The 19,304-nt window shown below is 71.8% G+C and carries 15 protein-coding genes; 6 read left to right on the forward strand and 9 right to left on the reverse strand.

The window, feature by feature from the left end; genetic code table 11:
- Positions 1–10: 10 nt before the first annotated feature.
- The gene (locus IE246_RS17295; protein ID WP_189991927.1) at positions 11–769 is read right to left on the reverse strand and encodes an SDR family oxidoreductase; all 759 of its coding nucleotides are present in this window, start codon (positions 767–769) and stop codon (positions 11–13) included.
- Positions 770–870: 101 nt separating this feature from the next.
- Here IE246_RS17295 and IE246_RS17300 point away from each other — a divergent pair, with 101 nt between their 5' ends.
- The 4 genes from IE246_RS17300 (at position 871) to gcvPB (ending at position 5,421) form a co-directional block, all read left to right on the forward strand.
- Entirely contained in the window at positions 871–1,389 is a 519-nt protein-coding gene (locus IE246_RS17300) for a MarR family winged helix-turn-helix transcriptional regulator (protein ID WP_189991929.1), read from the forward strand.
- Positions 1,390–1,434: 45 nt separating this feature from the next.
- Positions 1,435–2,559 (forward strand): ATP-NAD kinase family protein, encoded by a 1,125-nt coding sequence (locus IE246_RS17305; RefSeq protein WP_189991931.1) that lies wholly within the window; start codon positions 1,435–1,437, stop codon positions 2,557–2,559.
- A 70-nt stretch (positions 2,560–2,629) separates the two neighbouring features.
- The gene (gene gcvPA, locus IE246_RS17310; protein WP_189991933.1) at positions 2,630–3,982 is read left to right on the forward strand and encodes an aminomethyl-transferring glycine dehydrogenase subunit GcvPA; all 1,353 of its coding nucleotides are present in this window, start codon (positions 2,630–2,632) and stop codon (positions 3,980–3,982) included.
- Positions 3,979–5,421, forward strand: a complete 1,443-nt coding sequence (gcvPB, locus tag IE246_RS17315) for an aminomethyl-transferring glycine dehydrogenase subunit GcvPB (RefSeq protein WP_189991935.1) — start codon at positions 3,979–3,981, stop codon at positions 5,419–5,421. Before gcvPA ends, gcvPB begins: the two co-directional genes overlap by 4 nt.
- 10 nt (positions 5,422–5,431) lie before the next feature.
- On the opposite strand, the gene IE246_RS17320 is transcribed toward gcvPB, so the two are convergent.
- The 6 genes from IE246_RS17320 to IE246_RS17345 form a co-directional block, all read right to left on the reverse strand.
- Entirely contained in the window at positions 5,432–5,887 is a 456-nt protein-coding gene (locus IE246_RS17320) for a universal stress protein (protein WP_189991937.1), read from the reverse strand.
- A gap of 177 nt (positions 5,888–6,064) precedes the next feature.
- A complete protein-coding gene (locus tag IE246_RS17325) occupies positions 6,065–6,973 on the reverse strand; it encodes a diguanylate cyclase (RefSeq protein ID WP_189991940.1) in 909 nt (302 codons plus the stop codon).
- Positions 6,966–10,919 carry a hybrid sensor histidine kinase/response regulator gene (locus tag IE246_RS28155; RefSeq protein ID WP_189991941.1) on the reverse strand — a complete coding sequence of 1,318 codons (3,954 nt, stop codon included), beginning with the start codon at positions 10,917–10,919 and terminating at the stop codon, positions 6,966–6,968. The genes IE246_RS17325 and IE246_RS28155 overlap by 8 nt, the downstream gene beginning before the upstream one ends.
- 153 nt (positions 10,920–11,072) lie before the next feature.
- Positions 11,073–12,701: an AMP-binding protein gene (locus IE246_RS17335; protein WP_189991943.1), complete on the reverse strand. Its 1,629-nt coding sequence runs from the start codon at positions 12,699–12,701 to the stop codon at positions 11,073–11,075.
- A gap of 121 nt (positions 12,702–12,822) precedes the next feature.
- Positions 12,823–13,362, reverse strand: coding sequence for a class I SAM-dependent methyltransferase (locus IE246_RS17340; protein ID WP_229837341.1), 540 nt, complete (start codon positions 13,360–13,362; stop codon positions 12,823–12,825).
- Positions 13,363–13,378: 16 nt separating this feature from the next.
- Complete coding sequence (locus IE246_RS17345) at positions 13,379–15,481, reverse strand: aminotransferase (protein ID WP_189991946.1); 2,103 nt, start codon at positions 15,479–15,481, stop codon at positions 13,379–13,381.
- 96 nt (positions 15,482–15,577) lie between these two features.
- Here IE246_RS17345 and IE246_RS17350 point away from each other — a divergent pair, with 96 nt between their 5' ends.
- Entirely contained in the window at positions 15,578–16,048 is a 471-nt protein-coding gene (locus IE246_RS17350) for a DUF1178 family protein (RefSeq protein WP_189991947.1), read from the forward strand.
- 4 nt (positions 16,049–16,052) lie between these two features.
- On the opposite strand, the gene IE246_RS17355 is transcribed toward IE246_RS17350, so the two are convergent.
- Both IE246_RS17355 and ubiG read right to left on the reverse strand, forming a co-directional pair.
- On the reverse strand, positions 16,053–17,054 hold the full coding sequence (locus IE246_RS17355) for a Gfo/Idh/MocA family protein (RefSeq protein WP_229837347.1): 1,002 nt from the start codon (positions 17,052–17,054) through the stop codon (positions 16,053–16,055).
- Positions 17,051–17,917, reverse strand: coding sequence for a bifunctional 2-polyprenyl-6-hydroxyphenol methylase/3-demethylubiquinol 3-O-methyltransferase UbiG (gene ubiG / locus IE246_RS17360; protein WP_229837348.1), 867 nt, complete (start codon positions 17,915–17,917; stop codon positions 17,051–17,053). The genes IE246_RS17355 and ubiG overlap by 4 nt, the downstream gene beginning before the upstream one ends.
- A gap of 145 nt (positions 17,918–18,062) precedes the next feature.
- On the opposite strand from ubiG, the gene IE246_RS17365 reads away from it, so the two are divergent.
- On the forward strand, positions 18,063–19,289 hold the full coding sequence (locus tag IE246_RS17365; RefSeq protein ID WP_189991949.1) for an aspartate kinase: 1,227 nt from the start codon (positions 18,063–18,065) through the stop codon (positions 19,287–19,289).
- Positions 19,290–19,304: the final 15 nt, after the last annotated feature.

The raw sequence follows: 19,304 nt of genomic DNA on the forward strand, positions 1-19,304 counted from the left end.
TGCCCTCCCCTCAACCGGCCATGGTGAGACCGCCGGACACGCTCAGCACCTGGCCGGTCACGAACGCCGCGTCGTCGCTGGCGAAGAACAGGATGGCGCCCGGCAGGTCCTCGGGCTCGCCGATCCGGCCCATCGGCACGGCCCGGCGGAACGCCTCCTCCAGCTTCTCGGGATTGCCGGCGCCCTTCTTGTACTCGGCGAACAGGGCGGTGTTGGTCGCCCCCGGGCAGACCACGTTCACGGTGATGCCGTGCCGCGCGTGCTCGCGCGCCAGGGTCTTGGAGAACCCGAGCATCCCGGACTTGCAGGCGGCGTACACCGCCTCGCCGGTCGAGCCGACCCGCGCCGCGTCGGAGGCGATGTTGACGATCCGCCCGTACCGCCGCTCCAGCATGCCCGGCAGCACCACGTGGTGCATGTTCAGCGGGCCCATCAGGTTGATGGCGACCAGCTTCTGCCACTCCTCGGGCGTGCTGTCCTTGAACAGCCGGAACACGTCCCAGCCGGCGTTGTTCACCAGCACGCCGATCGGGCCGAGCGCCGCCTCGACGGCGGCGACCGTCGCGACGACGGCGGCGTGGTCGGTGATGTCGCAGGCGAACGCCCGTGCCGCGCCGCCGATCTCCTTGGCGACGCGCTCGGCCGCCGCCAGGTCGATGTCCAGCACCGCCACCTTGGACCCGGCCTCGGCGAAGCGCCGGCAGGTGGCGCTGCCGATCCCGCCGCCGCCGCCGGTGACGACCACCACCCTGTCCTTCAGACCGCGCATGTCTCCTCCCTCGGGCTCGCTCGGGGGACCGCGGGCAAATCCGCTGGTCCCGACATTATGACAATGGTATGCTATATCTCAAACGATATGACAAGGTGTTGATGAATTATCCAGCCTCCACGCGCCTTTCCACCGCCGATGCGGACGCCCGGTTCGACGTCGCCAATCGGCTGTTTCTGCGGCTCTATCAGGCCTCCAACCTGATGCATAAGACCGGCACCCGCGCGGTCGCCCGGCACGGCGCCACCACCCAGCAATGGGCGGTCATGGGCGCGCTGTCGCGCCCCGGCGCACGCGAGCGCGGCATGACGGTGAAGGAGCTGATCGGCTTCCTGATGGTCAGCCGCCAGAACCTCGCCGGCGTGCTGGCGCGGCTCGAGGATCTCGGCCTGGTCGAGCGTGTGCGCGGCACCGAGGGCGACGGCCGGCTGCGGCACGTCCGCCTCACCCCGGCGGGCGAGCGGGTGTGGACCGACATGCTGGCCGACATCCGCCGCTACTACGCCGACGCGCTGGACGCCTTCTCGCTCGAGGAGTGCGTGCTGCTGTTCCGCCTGCTCGACCGGCTGCGCGACAGCCTGGACGGCCTGCCGCCGCCGGAACCGACCGCATCCGATTGATCCAGGTCGGGGCCGGCGCAGCGCAGCCGTGCTGTACTGCCCGGCATGCGCATCGGCTTCCTGATCAACCCGATCGCCGGCATGGGCGGCCGGGTCGGGCTCAAGGGCACCGACGGGCTGGCCGACGAGGCCGCCCGGCTCGGCGCCGTCCCGGTCGCTCCCGGACGGGCCGTCGAGGCCCTGCGACACCTGCGCGACAGTCTCGACGATCCCGCCGCGATCGAGTGGCTGACCTGCGCCGGGACCATGGGGGCCGACGTCCTGCGGGCGGCCGGCTTCGACGCCGTCCGGGTCGTGCACGCCACCGCCGCCATCCCGAGCCGGGACGACACCGTCGCGGCGGTCGAGGCGTTCGTCGCCGCCGGGGCCGGGCTGGTGCTGTTCTGCGGCGGCGACGGGACTGCGCGCGACGTCGCGTCGGTGGTCGGCGAGGCCACGCCGATGCTCGGCATCCCGGCCGGCGTCAAGATGTTCTCCGGCGTGTTCGGCGTGACGCCGGCCGGGACCGCCGAGGTCGTCCGCGACTGGCTCGCCGGGACGCTGCCGCTGGCCACCGTCGACGTGCTCGATCTCGACGAGGAACGCTACCGGGCCGGCGAGCTGGCGATGCGGCTATCCTGCAGGGCCCGCACGCCCTTCGAGCCGACCCGCACCCAGACCGCCAAGGCGCTGGTCGTCGAGAGTTCCGACGCCGAGGTGAAGGCCGCGATCGCCGACTATCTCGGCGAGGAGATCGCCGCCCGTCCCGATACCCTGTTCCTGCTCGGCCCCGGCAGCACCGTCCAGGCGGTCGCCGAGGCGCTCGGGCTCGACAAGACCCTGCTGGGCGTCGACGCCCTGCTGGCCGGAAGGCTGATCGGCCGCGACCTGGACGAGTCCGCCATCCTCGCGCTGCTGGCGCGCAATCCGGACGCCCGACTGATCGTCAGCCCGATCGGCGCCCAGGGCTTCGTGCTCGGCCGCGGCAACCTGCAGATCAGCCCGGAAGCGATCCGCCGGATCGGCACCGGGAACATCGTGGTCGTCGCCACCCCGGCCAAGCTGAAGCGCACCGCCGCACTCCGGTTCGACACCGGCGACGCCGCACTGGACGCCGAGCTGGCCGGCCGCGGCTACCTGCCGGTGATCGTCGGCTATCGCCGGCACCGCCTGACCCCGGTCGCCGGGTAAATTGACCGACGTCAACGCGGACACCGGCGGAGTGGCGTCGGATGGTCGTCTGTCCCGCGGAAGGCAGGCGATGAGCTACACGCCGCACACCCCGGACGAGCAGCGCCGAATGCTCGACGCCATCGGCGTCGACAGCTTGGAGGCGCTGTTCGACGCGATCCCCGGGCGCGCCCGGTTCCCCGAACTCGGCCTGCCGGCGCCGCTGTCCGAGCTGGAGCTGGACGCCGAGCTGCGCCGCCTTGCATCGCGCAACACCGGCATCGACGCCGGGCCGTGCTTCCTCGGCGCCGGCGCCTGGCGGCACTTCGTGCCGGCGACCGTCGACTACGTCCTGCAGCGCGGCGAGTTCTACACCGCCTACACGCCGTACCAGCCCGAGCTGAGCCAGGGCATGCTGCAGGCGATGTTCGAGTACCAGACCATGATCTGCCGGCTGACCGGCATGGAGGTCTCGAACGCCAGCCACTACGACGGCGCGACCTCGCTGGCCGAGGCGGTGCTGCTGGCCCTGGACGCGACCAAGGACGCGCGCACCGGCATCGTGATGTCGCCGTCGGTGCACCTCCACCACCGCGGGGTGGTCGAGACCTATCTGCGGGGCAGCGACGCCGAGCTCCGGGTCCCGGACGATCCGACCGTCGCCGCCGCCGATCTCGCCGACATGGTGGACGAGCGCACGGCCGCCCTGGTGCTGCAGACCCCGAACGTGCTCGGCCGGCTGGAACGGCTCGACGGCATCGCCGAGGCCGTGCACGGCAAGGGCGCGCTGCTGATCGTCGCGGTCGACCCGATCGCGCTCGGCCTGTTCCGGCCGCCCGGCGAATTCGGCGCCGACGTGGTGGTCGCCGACGGCCAGCCGCTCGGCCTGGCGCCGTCCTTCGGCGGCCCGTCGCTCGGCATCTTCGCGACCCGCCGGGCCCACATCCGCCGGCTGGCCGGACGGCTGGTCGGCGAGACCGCGGACGCCGACGGCCGGCGCGGCTACGTCCTCACCCTGGCCACCCGCGAGCAGCACATCCGGCGCGCCAGGGCGACCAGCAACATCTGCACGAACTCGGCGCTCGGGGCGCTGGCCGCCGCCACCTACCTGGCGACCGTCGGCAAGGCCGGCCTCAGGCGGATCGCCGAGCTGTGCTTCCACAAGAGTCACTACGCTGCCGACCGGATCGCCGCGATCGACGGCGTCGCCGTCAACCCGGACGCGCCACAGGCGCCGTTCTTCAAGGAGTTCGTCGTCGAGCTACCGGTCCCGGCCGCCGAGGCGAACGCGCGGCTGCACGACGGGCACGGGATCGTCGGCGGCTTCGACCTCGGCCGGTTCTTCCCCGGCTACGGCAACCGCATGCTGGTGGCCGTCACCGAGACCAACACGCGGGCCGAGATCGACCGCCTCGTCGCGGCGCTGCGGGAGATCGTGTCGTGACGGACATCCCCACCCTCTACGAACTCAGCGTCCCCGGCCGGCCCGGCACGAGCCTGCCGGACTGCGACGTGCCGCCCGCCCCGCTGCCGGACGACCTGGTCCGCGCCGACAACGGCCTGCCGGAGCTGTCGGAGCCGGAGGTGGTCCGCCACTACCTGCACCTGTCGCAGCGCAACTACGGGGTCGACGGCGGCTTCTATCCGCTCGGCTCCTGCACCATGAAGTACAACCCGAAGATCAACGAGCGGCTCGCCCGGCTGCCGGGCTTCGCCGGCCTGCACCCGCTGCAGGACGAGGCGTCCGCGCAGGGGGCACTGGAGCTGATGCACCGCCTGCAGGAGGCGCTCAAGCGGATCGGCGGGTTCGCCGGCATGACCCTGCAGCCGGCGGCCGGCGCCCAGGGCGAGCTGACGGCGCTGCTGATGATCCGGGCCTGGCACGCCAACCGCGGCGAGCCGGGCCGCGACGTGATCCTGATCCCCGACTCCGCACACGGCACCAATCCGGCCTCGGCGACCATGGCCGGGTTCGTGGCGGTCGAGGTGCCGTCCGACGGGCGCGGCAACGTCGACATCGAGGCGGTCAGCGCGGCCTGCGACGACCGGCTGGCCGGCATCATGCTGACCAACCCGACGACGCTCGGCCTGTTCGAGGAGCGGATCGACGAGGTCGCCGCCCTGGTGCATGCCGCCGGCGGCCTGGTCTACGGCGACGGCGCCAACATGAACGCCCTGACCGGCATCGCCCGGCCCGGCGACCTCGGCGTCGACCTGATGCACTTCAACCTCCACAAGACCTTCGCCACCCCGCATGGCGGCGGCGGCCCGGGCTCCGGCCCGGTCGGGGCGAGCGCGGCGCTGGCGCCGTACCTGCCGGGCCCGGTGGTCGAGATGGATGGGGACGGCCGCTATCGGCTGGAGACGCCGGCGAGATCGATCGGCCGGATGTGCGCGTTCCACGGCAATTTCGGCATGCTGGTCCGGGCCTACGCCAGCATCGCCGGCCACGGCGATTCCGGGCTCAAGGCCAATGCCATGGCCGCGGTGCTGAACGCCAATTATCTCAGGGTGAAGCTGCGCGACCGGTATCCGGTGCCGTTCGACCGCACCTGCATGCACGAGTTCGTCTGCGAGGGCCGGCCGGATGGCACCAGGGCGCGCGCGCTCGACGTCAGCAAGCGGCTGATGGACTACGGCTTCCACCCGCCGACCAACTACTTCCCGCTGATCGTGCCGGAAGCCCTGATGATCGAGCCGACCGAGACCGAAACGCTGGCCACCCTCGACGCCTTCGTCGCGGCGATGCTGGCGATCGCCGACGAGGCCCGCGACCGGCCCGACCTGCTGCACGACGCCCCGCACACCACCCCGGTGCGGCGTCTCGACGAAGTGCGAGCGGCACGGGAACTGCGGGTCGCCGAACCGGGCGACCCGGAATAGGCCGCTGCGCCTACCGGACCACCAGGCAACTGCACGACGACCGCTGCATCACCTTGTGCGACACGCTGCCGAGCAGCAGGCTCTGAAGGTCGCCGAGTCCGCGGCTGCCGAGGACGATCAAGTTCGCCTCGACGGCCTTCGCCGCCTCGACGATCGCCCCGGCCGCGTCGCCCTCGACCAGGATCGGCTCGACGTCCGGCAGGCCGCGGCCGTGGGCCTCGGCGATGGCCACGTCGAGCACCGCCTGGGCACGCAGGCGCTGCAGGTCGACCTCGGGTTCGCCGGCCTGCCGGCGCGCCCCCGCGCGACGCGCGCCGCCGGGCGGCACGTCCCACTCGTGGTGTCCCTGCACATGCACGATGACCAGCTTGGCACCGTGGCTGCGGGCGAGATCGCAGGCCAGGTCGAGCGCCTTCCCGGCATCCCGCGAGCCGTCGGTCGGGTGCAGGATCACGTCGATGTCCATGGCGGATGCTCCCGGTCCGTCTCCTGCCCGTCCGTCTCCTGCCGGTCCGCCTCCTGCCGGTCCGCCTCCTGCCGGTCGCGGCGACGCGGGCGCCCTGCGGAGCCGGCGGTTGCAGACTGAGGCCGCCGGCCGGCCGGCGCCTTGATGCCGCTCAATCGCGGGCCCCACCGATCCCGGTCAGCCGGCCGACACCCGGTTCCGGCCCATCGACTTGGCGCGATAGAGCCGGGCATCGGCGAGTGCCAGCGTGTCCTCCAGCGAGGTCGCGGCCTCGGCCTCCACACACGCGACTCCGACGCTCACGGTCACGACCGCTGCGGTGTTCGCGCCCTCGTGCGGAATCGCGAGTTCCTCGACCGCCGCCCGCGCGCGTTCGGCCAGCACGAGAGCGCCGTCCAAGGGGGTCTCGGGCAGGATGCCCACGAACTCCTCGCCGCCATAGCGCGCAACCATATCGGCCGGGCGCGCGAACTGCCGGCGCAGGGCGGCGGCAACCTGTTTCAGGCAGGCGTCCCCCTGCAGGTGGCCGTACGAGTCGTTGTAGTGCTTGAACTCGTCCACATCGACCATGAGGATCGAGATCGTCCGGCCATGGCGGGACGCCCGCCGCCACTCAAGCGCGGCGTACTCGTCGAACCGCCGCCGGTTCGCCAACCCGGTCAGCCCGTCCAGGTAGGCCAGCTCGCTCAGGCGGTCGCGGTGACGCTTGAGTTCGAGGTGCGTGCGCACGCGCGCCCGGGTGATCGGCGCACTGATCGGTTTGGCGACGTAGTCGACCGCGCCGGCCACCAGCCCGGCCTCCTCGTCGGTCTGCTGGTTGAGCGCCGTGATGAAGATCACCGGGATCTCGGCGGTGACCGGATTGTCCTTCAGGCGCCGACAGACCTCGTAGCCGTCCAGGTCCGGCATGACCACGTCGAGCAGCACGATGTCGGGCCGCTCGGTCTCGGCGATCGCCAGGGCGGAAGCGCCGGTGGTGGCGAACAGGATGTCGCCGTCCTCCTCCAGCACCGCCGCCAGCAGGTCGATGTTGGCTGGTTCGTCGTCGACGATCAGGATCTTCGCCGGCACGGGTGCGTCAGCCATGTCCGTCCCCCATGTCGATCGCGTGCAGGGCGGCGATCGCCCGGAGCCGTCGCCGGGCCGCCGGGAAATCCAGCCGCACGAGGTCGGCCGCCATCCGGTCCAGTTCGGACTCCGCCCCCTTGCCGCACAGCGAGCGAAGCTCGTCGAAGCGCCGCCGGACCGAGATCCGGTTGGTTGCGAGCCCGGCATCCATCTCCCTCACAAGGTCGCCCAGCCCGGCATTGTCCCTCGGCATCTCGACCGCCCCGGCATCGCCGCCGGCGATCGCCATGCCGTCGATTGCGGCCATCACGTCCCGGTGCACCATCGACAGGACCGCCAGGTCGGGCCGTTCGCCGCGCCGGCCCGGATCGCGCAGCGACGACTCGATGACCCGCGCCTCGGCCGACAGGGCGTTGGCACCGATCGTCGCCGCCAATCCGACCAGCGAATGGGCATAGCGCTCGGCCTCCGCCCAGGCCTCCCCGTCCAGCTTGCCCGCCAGCACCGCCGGGGCGTCGCGGTAGGTATCGGCGAACTGCCGCACCGCCCGGTGCAGCACCGGCATCGGCACGCCGAGCCGGGCGCGTGCCGCATCCAGGTCGAGGGCCGGGCGGCGCCCGGCGTCGGGCCCGGCCGCCGCGGCATGCGCGACCGTGAAGAACTCGCCGGCAGGCTCCGGGTCGTCCTCCGTCGGTCGTACCCCCTTCCGGGTCCACCGTTCCAGGGTGTCGAGGAGATGGCGGACCTCGACCGGCTTCGGCACGTGGTCCACCATGCCGGCGGCCAGGCAGCGGACCCGCTCGTCGTCGGTGACATGGGCGGTCATGGCAATGATCGGGATGGCGGCGAACCGGTCGTCCGCCCGGATCCACCGGCTCGCCTCGTAGCCGTCCAGCTCCGGCATCTGCAGGTCCATCAGGATAGCATCCGGCAATGTCCCGGCGGAGCGGAGATGCGTCAGCGCGACCGCCCCGTTCTCGGCGACATCGACGACCAGGCCGGCGCTCTCCAGGATCTCGCGGGCGATCTGCTGGTTGATCTCGTTGTCCTCGACGACCAGGACCCGCAGCCCCGCAAGCCTGGGATCGGCGGCCTCGGCCGGGGCCTGGGAGTCGTCCGTCACCACCCGGGCCCCCTTTCCGGCGTCCAGCGCCTCGGCGATGCCGTCGACCAGCATCGAGACGTTGAGCGGCTTGAACAGGACCTTGAAGACCGCGGCGTCCTGGGCCTTCTCGATCACCTCCGCCCGGGTGTGGGCGGTCATCAACAGAATCGGCGGCGGCTCCCCGGCGCCGGACAGCGCCCGCAGGTGCCGGGCCGTCGCGACCCCGTCCATGCCGGGCATCCACCAGTCGACCAGCACGACGTCGAAGGGCTCGCCGTCCCGCACGGCGTCGCCGAAGCACCGCAGTGCCTCCGGGCCGTCCGCCGCCGTCGCCACGTCGGTGAACCTGAGCCCCTTCAGGGTGTCGGACAGCACCGCCCGGGCGACCGCGTTGTCCTCGACGACCAGGATGCGGACATTGGCCGGGTCGACGTGCCGGGGCAGCTCGCGCCGGGCGCTGCTGCCGGCGTCGTCGAGCAGCACGCTGAAGGTGAAGGTGCTGCCCTTGCCGAGCGTGCTTTCGACCGAGATCTCGCCGTTCATCAACCCTACGAGCTGCTTGCTGATGGCGAGGCCGAGACCGGTTCCGCCGAACCGTCGGGTGGTCGAGCCGTCGGCCTGGGAGAACGCCTGGAACAGGTGCGCGACCTGGTCCTCGGACATGCCGATCCCGGTGTCCGAGACGCTGCCGCGCAGCCGCAGCCGCCCGCCCTCGCGACTGGCGACTTCGATGCGGACCAGGATCTCGCCGGCCTCGGTGAACTTGATGGCGTTGCCGACCAGGTTGACCAGGACCTGGCCGAGACGGAGCGGGTCGCCGATCAGGGTCCGGGGAATGCCCGGGTCGGAGGAGAACACCACCTCGACCGGCCGGTCCTCCTGCACCTCGCCGATCAGCGTCGCCACGTCCTGCAGCACGTCGTCGAGGTCGAACGGCGTCGCTTCGATCGATAGACGGCCGGCCTCGATCTTCGAGAAGTCGAGAATGTCGTTGATGATCCGCAACAGGGTCATCGAAGACCGGTTGATCTTCTCCAGGTAGTCGCGGGCACGGTCCGGCAGACCCGAGCGGAGCGCGAGCCCGCTGAGCCCGATCACCGCGTTCATCGGGGTGCGGATCTCGTGGCTCATATTGGCCAGGAACTCGGCCTTGGCCCGGGCGGCGTCCTCCGCTTCGGCCTTCGCGGTCGCCAGCCGGTTCAGGGAGCGCTGACGTTCGAGCTCCATGCCGAGCCAGCGTGCGGTCAGCTCCACCAGCGCGATGTCGCCTTCGCTGAACGGGCGGTTGCGCGGTTCGACCGAGGAGAAGTTGATGGTCCCGTAGACCTCGCCGTCGACCGTGATCGGGGCGCCGATATAGGCACCGCGGCCGAATGTCCGGAAACAGACGTCGTCGGCGTACTCGCTGTTGGCGAAGTCGTGCCGGGCCCAGGCATGCCCGGCCTCCAGAGTGTGCCGGCAATAGGTGGTGTCCAGGTCGAAGCGGTCGCCACGTCGCCTCTGCGCCTCGCCGCTGCCGACCGACTGCTCGACGATGTACTGGCCGTCCGCGATCCGCGCCACGGTCCCCAGCGACAGCCGGAAATGCGCGAGCCCGAACTCCAGGATCTGCGCGATCCGCTGTTCCAGCGGCACACTGACATCGGTGGACAGGCGCTGGAAGTGCTGCAGCGTGGAGACGTGCAGCGCGAGCTCCTCGGCGTAGCGCTTGAACACCTCGGTGGCGTCGGCCAGCGCCGACAGCTCGGCGACGTGGCTGTGCACCACGCCCGGCCCGACCTCCTCGCCCGCCGCAACCCGGTTCATGTCCTCCGCGATCCGCGTCAGCGGCGCCTGGACGGCCCGCAGCAGGACCCAGGCGACGAACGCGCAGACGATGGCGCCCATGGCGATCGCGGTCGCCACCAGCGCACTCGACAGGGTGGTGACGAACCCGAGGGTACGGTCGATCCGGTGGGCCCTCAGATCAGCTTCCTGGGCGATCTCCAGTTCGAGGGTCGCGAGCCCGGCGACCGCCGGTGCGTCGTCGACGCGGACCGCCGCGTCGATGGCACTCACCGGGTCGCCCGTCTTCCACATCGAGACCACGAGGTCGGTCCGGGCACCGTACGTTTCGAGAATTTTCGCGATGTCCGACAGCGCCGCGTCCTCGGCTTCGTTCACGCCGAGGCCTCGGTAGCGCGCGATCTGCTCGGCCGCGGCCCGGACCCCGCCCTCGACCTCGGCGGCGGACGCCGGGTCGCCGCGCAGCACGAGGTTCTTGAAGGCGTGGATCATGCCGCCGAAGCCGATCGCCCGGCGCAGCCCGTACAGCACCTCGAGCTTGGTCGGACCTTCTGCCTGCAAGGCCCGCCGGGCGCCGACCGCGCGCTCCAGGACGCCCAGGGCCTCGACGGCCTGCCGGACCTCGACCGCCGGGATACCGTTCCCCGTCCGGTCCGGGCGCGCGTCGGCCCGCAGCGTCCGGGTGGTCGCGGCGGTCCGTTCCAGCCTTTGCAGGGTGGACTCGATGGTGTCGAGCGCGGTCAGTTCGCCGTCGGTCGACGCCATCGTCCGGTATTTCGCCAGCGCCGCCCGGACCCGTCCGGCCGAGATCCGCAGCCGCTCGAGGTAGGACGGCTCGTTGCGCAGCAGGTAGTTCTGCAGGTGATGGATGGCACCGCCGTATCCGAGATACGTGCCGATATCGACCAGGGCGGCGGCGTCCGGCGAGTTGCTGTCGCGGTAGGCGCGCCACTCCGCCTGGCCCGCCGCCACGCGGTCCGCGACCCACCACGTGCCGCCGATCAGCAACAGGCCACTGACGGCGATCGTCGCAATCAGCACGGTTGCCAGTGTCCTGAGCGATACGACTGCCATCATGCCCTTCTGACGACCCCCGTCGAAGCGGTCCCGGCCGTCCCGGCGCGCACGGGACGACCGCCGGCACCATAGTCTCAACAAGGTATCGAAATCACTAACCCGCGGGCGATCGCGAAGCCCGGGCTCGAGGTCGGCGGGCCTGCGGGCCTGCTAGGCGAGCGTATCGCGCCGAAGCCTGATTCCCGCGCCCTCGCGGTCCCAGGTGTCCGCCGTCACCCCCTCGGTCCGCAGCACGTGCTTCTGCAGCTTGCCGCTGGCGGTCTTCGGCAGGTCGTCCACGACCCGGACGTAGCGCGGCACCATGAAGTGGGCGACCCGCTCGGCCAGGAACCCGACCAGGTCGGCCGGATCGATCGTCGCTCCTTCCAGCGGCGTGACCACGGCCAGCACCTCGTCCTCGCTGACCTCGCTCGGCACCGCCACGGCGACGGCCTCCTTGACCGCCGGATGGGCGGTGATCTCGGTCTCCAGCTCGAACGACGAGATGTTCTCGCCGCGCCGCCGGATCACGTCCTTCAGGCGGTCGACGAAGAAGAACCGCCCGGACTCGTCGACCCGGAACGCGTCGCCGGTGTGGAACCAGCCGTTGCGCAGGGCGGCGACCGTCGCCTCGGGATTCCGGTAGTAGCCGCTGAACAGTGCCCACGGCCGGTGCGCGCGGACCACCAGTTCGCCGACGGTCCCGGCCGGCACCTCGACGTCGTTGCCGTCCACGACGCGCAGCTCGAACGGCGCCCGGGGGCGGCCGGCAAGCCCCGGTTCGCTGATGCCCGGGCCGGCGATCAGCGGGCTGGAGATCTCGGTCATGTTGTAGACCGTGTGCAACTCGACGCCGAACCGGTCCCGGAACGCCTGCGCGTCCTCGCCGAACGGCACGATGTAGGCCTTGCGCAGCGGGTGGTCGCGGTCGCCCGCCGTCACCGGGGCCTTCAGCAGGAAGCTCGCCATGACGCCGAGCAGCAGCACCACCGTGCTGCCGGTCTCGCGCACCGCCGCCCAGAACTCGGCGGTCCTGAACTCCGGGATCATCGCCATGGTGCCGCCCTTGGCCAGCATGGCGTAGACGTACAGCGTGCTGCCGCAGTGGAAGATCGGCCCGGCGATCAGGCAGCAATCCGCCGGTGCGATCGCCTGCATCGCCTCCGGCCCCATGGTCCAGTGCTGGACGTAGGAGAACAGCACGCCCTTGGCGTTCCCGGTGGTCCCGGAGGTGTACATGATCGCCTGCACGTCCCACGGCTCGATCGGCCGGTCGAGCGCCAGCGCGTCGTCCGGGACCGAGTCCGGATCGACCAGGGGGGACAGCGCGACGCCGTCGATCGCCGACACTTCGACGTCGTCCGGCCCGGCCAGCAGCACCCGCTTGAGCGCGCCGCGGTCGAGCCCTTCCAGCCGTCCGACCAGCGCCGGGTGCGCGACCATCAGCCGGGCATCGGCGTTTTCCAGGATGTGGGCCAGGGGGCGTCCCCGCGCCGCGGTGTTGATCGGCACGTAGACCGCGCCGAGATAGTTGATCGCGAACCAGGACAGCAGCAGTTCCGGGCCGTTGCCCATCCAGCACAGCACCCGGTCGCCCTGCGCGACCCCGGCTTCCCGCAGGGCGGCGGCGCGCCGGCGCACCCGTTCGAGGGTGTCGGCGTAGCTCCAGGTCTCGCCGCGCCAGAACCGCACGAACTCGCGGGTCGGCCGCTCGCGCGCCTGCCGCTCCAGGAGCTGGCGCAGCACCGACAGCTCTGCCGCAGGCACCTCCGCCGCACCGACATCGAAGCCCAGAGTCATGGCCGGGTCCCTACCGCGATCGCAGGACGCGAGGTTGAAGCATCGGCACCGGGCACGTCAAAGCGTGGGACCACCTTTCGGGCCCTACGCTCCCTGTTGTTGCAACGGAACCGGGGCACGATCATCGGGCCGGCCGGACCGCCAGGATGCGCTGGCGCACCGCCGGCCGCGGGTCGGTCTCCTCGACGTCCTCGTAGGCCATGACGACCAGCTCGGGCCGGACCGCGATCAACAATTCTTCGCGGTGCAGCAGGTAGTCGGGATTGGACGGGTGGCCGTAGGCCTCGTTGCCGACCGCGAAGGTGTCGTAGATCAGCGCGCCGCCCGGCGCCACCGAGGCCACCAGCGCCGGCAGCAGAGGCCGGTACAGGTAGTTGACCACGATCACCCCGGCGAACTGCCGGCCGGCGAGCGGCCAGGGCCGGCCGCTCTCCAGGTCGCGGGCGACGATCTCGACCTCGTCGTCGCTGGCCATGTCGACGACCTTGGTGATGTCGCGATCCAGGAACACCACCGGATGGCCGAGGCTGCGGAAGAACCGGCCGTGCCGGCCGGGCCCGCAGGCGACGTCCAGCACCGTGCCGCCGGGCGGGATCATGCCGCCGTGCTTGACCACCCACTTCGACGGCGGGGGTATCGACCGGTCGGTGTCGCTCGTCATGCTTCCCTCCCCCCGATCACGCCGGCACCCGGGCGCCGGTGAACCGGCAGGCCGGGCTGGCCAGGCGCACGAACACGTCGGCGACCGCCGCCGGGTCGGCCAGGCGCTCCGGATCCTCGCCCGGGAACGCGGCCGCCCGCATCGCGGTGCGGACCTCGCCCGGATCGACGATGTTGCAGCGGATCCCGGTGTCACCGGTCTCGGCGGCGTAGGCCCGGGCCAGCGCCTCCAGCCCGGCCTTGCTGGCGGCATAGGCCGACCACGCCGGGTGCTCGCCCTCGGCGGCACCCGAGCTGACCACCAGCACCCGGCCCGACGGCGAGGCGCGCAGCAGCGGGTCGAGTTCGTGCAGCAGCCGGTACGCCGCGGTCAGATTGACCGCCACCACCCGGTCGAACTCGCCGCCGTCCAGTTCCGCGGTCGGCTTCAACGGGCCGAGGATGCCGTGGTTGGCCACCAGCACGTCGAGCCGGCCGAGCTTGCCGGCGATCCGGTCGGCCAGGCCGGCGACCGCGTCCGGGGCGGCGAAGTCGATCGCCAGGGTCGCGGCCTGCCCGCCGGCATCCCGGATCCGCGCCGCGACCGCGTCCAGCTCGTCCTGGCGCCGCGCCGCCAGCACCACCCGCGCGCCCTCGGCGGCATAGCGCTCGGCGACCGCTGCTCCGATGCCCCGGGAGGCGCCGGTGACCAGGCAGGTCAGGCCCTCCAGCGCCCGCCCGCCGGCGGTCGCCGCCGCCAGCGCCCGGTCCTCCTGGACCAGCCCGAGCTCGTGGCTGATCAGCTCCAGCACCTCGGCGAGCGTGTCGACGATGCGGTCGATCTCGGCGTGCGTGACGACCAGCGGCGGCGCGATCACCAGGGCGTCGCGCACGGCGCGCAGGATCACCCCGCGCTGCTGCATCTGGTCGCGCACCACCGCCGCCACCACGCCGACGGGATCAAAGGCGACCCGCGGCACACGCTGCTGCACCAGCTCGACCGCGCCGATCAGGCCGATCGACCGGACCTCGCCGACCAGCGGATGCTCGGCCAGCCGGGCGAGCGCCCCGGCGAAGTAGGCTTCCAGGTCGTCGCGCACCCGCTCGACCAGCCGTTCGCGGGCGATGATGTCGAGGTTGGCGAGCGCCACCGCCGCCGCCACCGGGTGGCCGGAGTAGGTGAAGCCGTGGGCCAGGTCGCCGCCCTTGTCGATCAGCGCCCGAGCCACCCGGTCGCCGATCATCACCGCCGAGATCGGCTGGTAGCCGGAAGACAAGCCCTTGGCGAGCGCCATGAAGTCCGGGGTCAGCCCGAACCGCTCGGCCGCCGACCAGGCGCCGAGCCGGCCGAAGCCGCTGACCACCTCGTCGAGCACGAACAGCACGTCGTGGCGGCGGCAGATTTCCTGCACCCGCTCCAGGTAGCCCGGCGGCGGGATGATCACCCCACCGGCGCCCTGCACCGGCTCGACCACCACGCCGGCGACCTTGTCGGCCCCGACCTCCAGGATCTTCGCCTCGATCCAGCCGGCCGCCTGCTCCGCGAACGCGGCGGGGTCGGCGTCGGGGGCGTAGCGGAACGCATAGGGCGCCCGGGCCTGCTCGAAGCCGGGCAGCGGCAGCCGGCCCTGGGCGCGCATGCCGGAGATTCCGCCGAGGCTGACGGTCGCCAGGGTCGAGCCGTGGTAGCCCTCGTCGCGGCCGATCATCACCCACTTGTCGGGCTTGCCCTCCAGCCCCCAGAAGTGCCGGCAAAGCCGGACGATGGAATCCAGCGCCTCGGAGCCGGAATTGGCGAACAGCACCCGGCTCAGCCCGGCCGGCATCAGCGCGGCCAGCCGCGCCGCCAGCGCCGCGGTCGGCGGGCTCGTGGTCTTGAAGAAGGTGTTGTAGTAGGCCAGCCGCTGCATCTGACCGGCCGCGACCTCGGCCAGCTCGGCCCGCCCGTAGCCGACGTTGACGCACCACAGCCCGGCCAGCGCATCGAGATAGGCGTGGCCGTCCTCGTCCCACAGGGTGCAACCCTCGCCGCGCACGATCACGGTCGGGCCGCCTTCCTCGATCAGGACACGCGGATCGGTGAACGGGTGGAGATGGTGGTCCCGGTCCTGTCGGGCGAGATCGGACGCGTCTTCCGGCATCGGCCTCCCACTGCGCTATATGCCCGGGCGCGCAGGCGAATCTGGATCGCCGGCGCGTTCGCTCTATATTAGGCCGATCGAACGGAACCGACGACGATGATCCTGTACCGACTTCGCTGCAACGACGACCACGAATTCGAAGGCTGGTTTCGGAACGCCGACGCGTTCGACACCCAGCGCGACGCCGGCGCGCTGGAATGCCCGCTCTGCGGCAGCAAGGACGTCGCCAAGGCCCTGATGGCGCCCAGCATCGCCAAGGGCCGGGAGGTCGCGGTGCCGGCACCGGCCGCGCAAGCCCAGGGCGAGGTCCCCACGGAGATCCAGGCCATGCACCCGGCCGCCCAGCAGGCGGCCGAGCTTAAGCGCCAGCTCCGGGCCCTGCGCCGGGTCGTCGAGGAGAACTGCGACTACGTCGGCGACCGGTTCGCCGAGGAGGCCCGCAAGATCCACTACGGCGAGGTCGACGCCCGCGGCATCTACGGCGAGTCGACGCCGGAGGAATCCGAGCGCCTGAGGGACGAGGGCATCGAGTTCGGCTCGATCCCCTGGGTGCGCGACGACGCCTGAGGCGTCAGGGCCAGCCGGCCAGCCGGTAAACGTCGTCGACCAGTTGCAGGGTCGCGAGGTTCTCCTCGGCGGTGGTCTCGAACCGGTCGCCGTGGCGAAGCGACCTCGCGAACTGGGCGATCACCGCGTCGAACGAGGCCTGGTAGACGGCCTCGCGCTCGAAGTTCTCGGTCGCACCGTCGGCGGTGCACGACAGCACCCAGTCGCGGAACGCGATGGTCCCCGTCTCGCCGATCAGCGTCAGGGTATCGCTGCTGCGCGGGCCGGCACCTGGAACGGTGAGCGAAGTCGACAGCGTGCCGATCGCGCCGCCGGGGCTCTCCAGCAGCAGCATCGCGGTATCCTCGCCGACCACCTCGTCGCTGAGCCGGGCAAGCCGGGCGCCGGCCACCGACAGCCCGTCCAGCAGGAACCGGAGCGCGTCGATCTGGTGGATCACGCCCTCCAGCACGGTGAAGCGCGGCATCCGTGCCATGAACGGCTGGCGGCGCAGCGCCGGCGGCGGCTGGTCCGGCAGGTCGGGAACCAGCCCGCTGGTCATCACCGCCATGGTGAAGGCCCGCACCCGGCCGATCCGGCCCTCCCGCAGCCACTGCCGGATCCGCCGGTACGGCGGGCGGAAGCGCCAGTTCTCGTGCACCACGAACGGCACCCGGCCACCGATCTCGGCGACCAGGGCGCGGGCCTCGGCCACGGTCGGGCACAGCGGCTTCTGGCACATCACCGCGATGCCACGGTCGGCGGCGGCCCGACAGATCCCGGCATGGACCTCCATCGGCGCCGCGATGTCGACGGCGTCCGGCCGCAGCGCGTCCATCAGCGCGACGGCATCGGCGTGGACGGCGGGAATGCCGAACTCGGCGGCGCGGCTGCAGGCCGCCGCCGCGTCGGGATCGGCGATGCCGACCACCTCGGCCTGCGGGCAGCGGGCCCAGGCCTTCAGGTGGTACGGGCTGATCATGCCGGCGCCGATCATGCCGACCCGCAGCGGCGCGGCCGCGGTCACGATGGCGCGGCCTCGGCCTGCCGATGCGCCACCAGCGCGTAGTTCACCCGGGCGTCGGCCGACTCCCGGAACGTCCCCTCGACCGGGTCGTAGGCCAGCCCGACCGCCGGCCCGACCGCGAAGCCGCGCGGCTCCAGCAGGCCCTTCAACTCCTCCGGGGTCGGGAACTTCGACCAGTCGTGGGTGCCGCGCGGCACCCAGCGCAGCACGTACTCGGCACCGACGATCGCCGTCGCGTAGGAGCGCGGCGTGCGGTTGATGGTGGTCAGCACCAGCACGCCGCCCAGCCGCAGCAGCGCCGCCAGCGCGTCGGCGAACGCCTGGCGGTCGGCGACGTGCTCGATCACCTCGCTGGCCACCACCGCGTCGAAGCTGCGGCCGGCGGCGACCAGGTCCTCGGCGGCACCGGCGACGTACTCGATGTCGAGCCCGGCGTCGCCGGCATGCTCGACCGCCGCGGTAATGCCGAACATGTCGGCGTCGACCCCGGTCACCCGGGCGCCCAGCCGGGTCATCGGCTCGGCCAGCAGGCCGCCGCCGCAGCCGATGTCCAGCACCGACAGCCCGGCCAGCGGCCGGCGCCGGTCGGGCGAACCGGCGAGCGGCGCGAGCGCGTCGCGGATCACCGTCATGCGCACCGGCACGAAGCGGTGCAACGGGCCGTGCGGGCCGTCCGGGTTCCACCACTGCTCGGCCAGCCGGGCGAACCGGTCGATGTCGGCGCCGTCGACGGTTCCGCGGTTCGCTGTCGGCGTCTCCGCCCCGGCCCCGCCGGCCCGATGCTCCCCCCGGTGCTCCGCCAGGAGCGAGCCCCGGCGGGCGGCCCGGACCGCGGTCCGGCACAACGCTGCGATCATCGTCATCGCAAATCCTCTCGAATCGGCCGGTTCTCCCGGGCGCCGCGCTTGCCCCACGGGCCCGCAAGTAATATGGATACGCCCGCCTGCGGCCGGCAAGCAAACGCCGTTCCGGCGGCGGCATCCCTTTGGCTCGGATACGGATCCCGCGATGGCGCGCATCGTGATGAAATTCGGCGGCACCTCGGTGGGGGATGTCGAGCGGATCAAGAGGGTGGCCCAGCGCGTCAAGCGCGAGGTCGACGCCGGCCACGAGGTGGCCGTCGTGGTATCGGCGATGGCCGGCACCACCAACCAGCTCGTCAAGTGGTGCGGCGAGGTCTCGCGCCTGTACGACGCCCGCGAGTACGACGTGGTGGTGGCTTCGGGCGAGCAGGTGACCGTCGGGCTGCTGGCGATGGCGCTGCAGGACATCGGGGTCAACGCCCGGTCCTGGCTCGGCTGGCAGATCCCGTTCGGCACCGACGGCATCCACGGCAAGGCCCGGATCGCCGAGATCGACACCACCGAGATGGTGAAGCGCTTCTCCCAGGGCCAAGTGGCGGTGGTCGCCGGCTTCCAGGGCATCGGCCCGGACGCCCGCATCACCACGCTGGGCCGCGGCGGCTCCGACACCTCGGCGGTGGCGCTGGCGGCGGCGCTGCGGGCCGACCGCTGCGACATCTATACCGACGTGGACGGGGTCTACACCACCAATCCGCGGATCGTCTCCAAGGCCCGCAAGATCGAGCGGATCACCTACGAGGAGATGCTGGAGCTGGCGTCCCAGGGCGCCAAGGTCCTGGAGACCCGTTCCGTCGCCATGGCCATGCAACACGGGGTGCGCGTGCAGGTGCTGTCGAGCTTCGTCGACATGCCCGGTACCCTGGTCGTCGATGAGGATGAGATCGTGGAACAGCAAGTCGTCACCGGCATCGCCTACAGCCCGGACGAGGCCAAGATCACCCTGGTCGGCGTGCCCGACCGGCCGGGCGTCGCCGGCGCCATCTTCGGGTCGCTCTCGGACTCCGCCGTCAACGTCGACATGATCGTCCAGAACGTCAGCCAGGACGGCAAGACCACCGACCTGACCTTCACCGTCAGCCATGCCGACCTCGACCGCGCGACCCACGTGCTCGAAAAGCTGAAGGGCGAGCTGGCCTATGGCGAGATCGTCTCCGACCCGAACGTCTGCAAGATCTCGGTGGTCGGCGTCGGCATGCGCAGCCAGCCGGGCGTCGCCAAGACCATGTTCCAGACGCTGGCCGAGAAGGGCATCAACATCCAGGTGATCTCGACCTCGGAGATCAAGGTCAGCGTGCTGATCGGTTCGGACTACACCGAGCTCGCCGTCCGCGCCCTGCACACCGCCTACGGCCTCGACGCCGACGCGGAATGACCGGCGCCACCGCCT

The organism is Thalassobaculum fulvum, from assembly GCF_014652915.1.
Lineage (GTDB): Bacteria > Pseudomonadota > Alphaproteobacteria > Thalassobaculales > Thalassobaculaceae > Thalassobaculum_A > Thalassobaculum_A fulvum.

Bases quoted from the DNA above. Each gene is read 5' to 3' on its own strand.
- IE246_RS17295 (WP_189991927.1), bottom strand. From the start codon at position 769: ATGCGCGGTCTGAAGGACAGGGTGGTGGTCGTCACCGGCGGCGGCGGC.
- IE246_RS17300 (WP_189991929.1), top strand. From the start codon at position 871: ATGAATTATCCAGCCTCCACGCGCCTTTCCACCGCCGATGCGGACGCC.
- IE246_RS17305 (WP_189991931.1), top strand. From the start codon at position 1,435: ATGCGCATCGGCTTCCTGATCAACCCGATCGCCGGCATGGGCGGCCGG.
- gcvPA (WP_189991933.1), top strand. From the start codon at position 2,630: ATGAGCTACACGCCGCACACCCCGGACGAGCAGCGCCGAATGCTCGAC.
- IE246_RS17320 (WP_189991937.1), bottom strand. From the start codon at position 5,887: ATGGACATCGACGTGATCCTGCACCCGACCGACGGCTCGCGGGATGCC.
- IE246_RS17325 (WP_189991940.1), bottom strand. From the start codon at position 6,973: ATGGCTGACGCACCCGTGCCGGCGAAGATCCTGATCGTCGACGACGAA.
- IE246_RS28155 (WP_189991941.1), bottom strand. From the start codon at position 10,919: ATGGCAGTCGTATCGCTCAGGACACTGGCAACCGTGCTGATTGCGACG.
- IE246_RS17335 (WP_189991943.1), bottom strand. From the start codon at position 12,701: ATGACTCTGGGCTTCGATGTCGGTGCGGCGGAGGTGCCTGCGGCAGAG.
- IE246_RS17340 (WP_229837341.1), bottom strand. From the start codon at position 13,362: ATGACGAGCGACACCGACCGGTCGATACCCCCGCCGTCGAAGTGGGTG.
- IE246_RS17345 (WP_189991946.1), bottom strand. From the start codon at position 15,481: ATGCCGGAAGACGCGTCCGATCTCGCCCGACAGGACCGGGACCACCAT.
- IE246_RS17350 (WP_189991947.1), top strand. From the start codon at position 15,578: ATGATCCTGTACCGACTTCGCTGCAACGACGACCACGAATTCGAAGGC.
- ubiG (WP_229837348.1), bottom strand. From the start codon at position 17,917: ATGACGATGATCGCAGCGTTGTGCCGGACCGCGGTCCGGGCCGCCCGC.
- IE246_RS17365 (WP_189991949.1), top strand. From the start codon at position 18,063: ATGGCGCGCATCGTGATGAAATTCGGCGGCACCTCGGTGGGGGATGTC.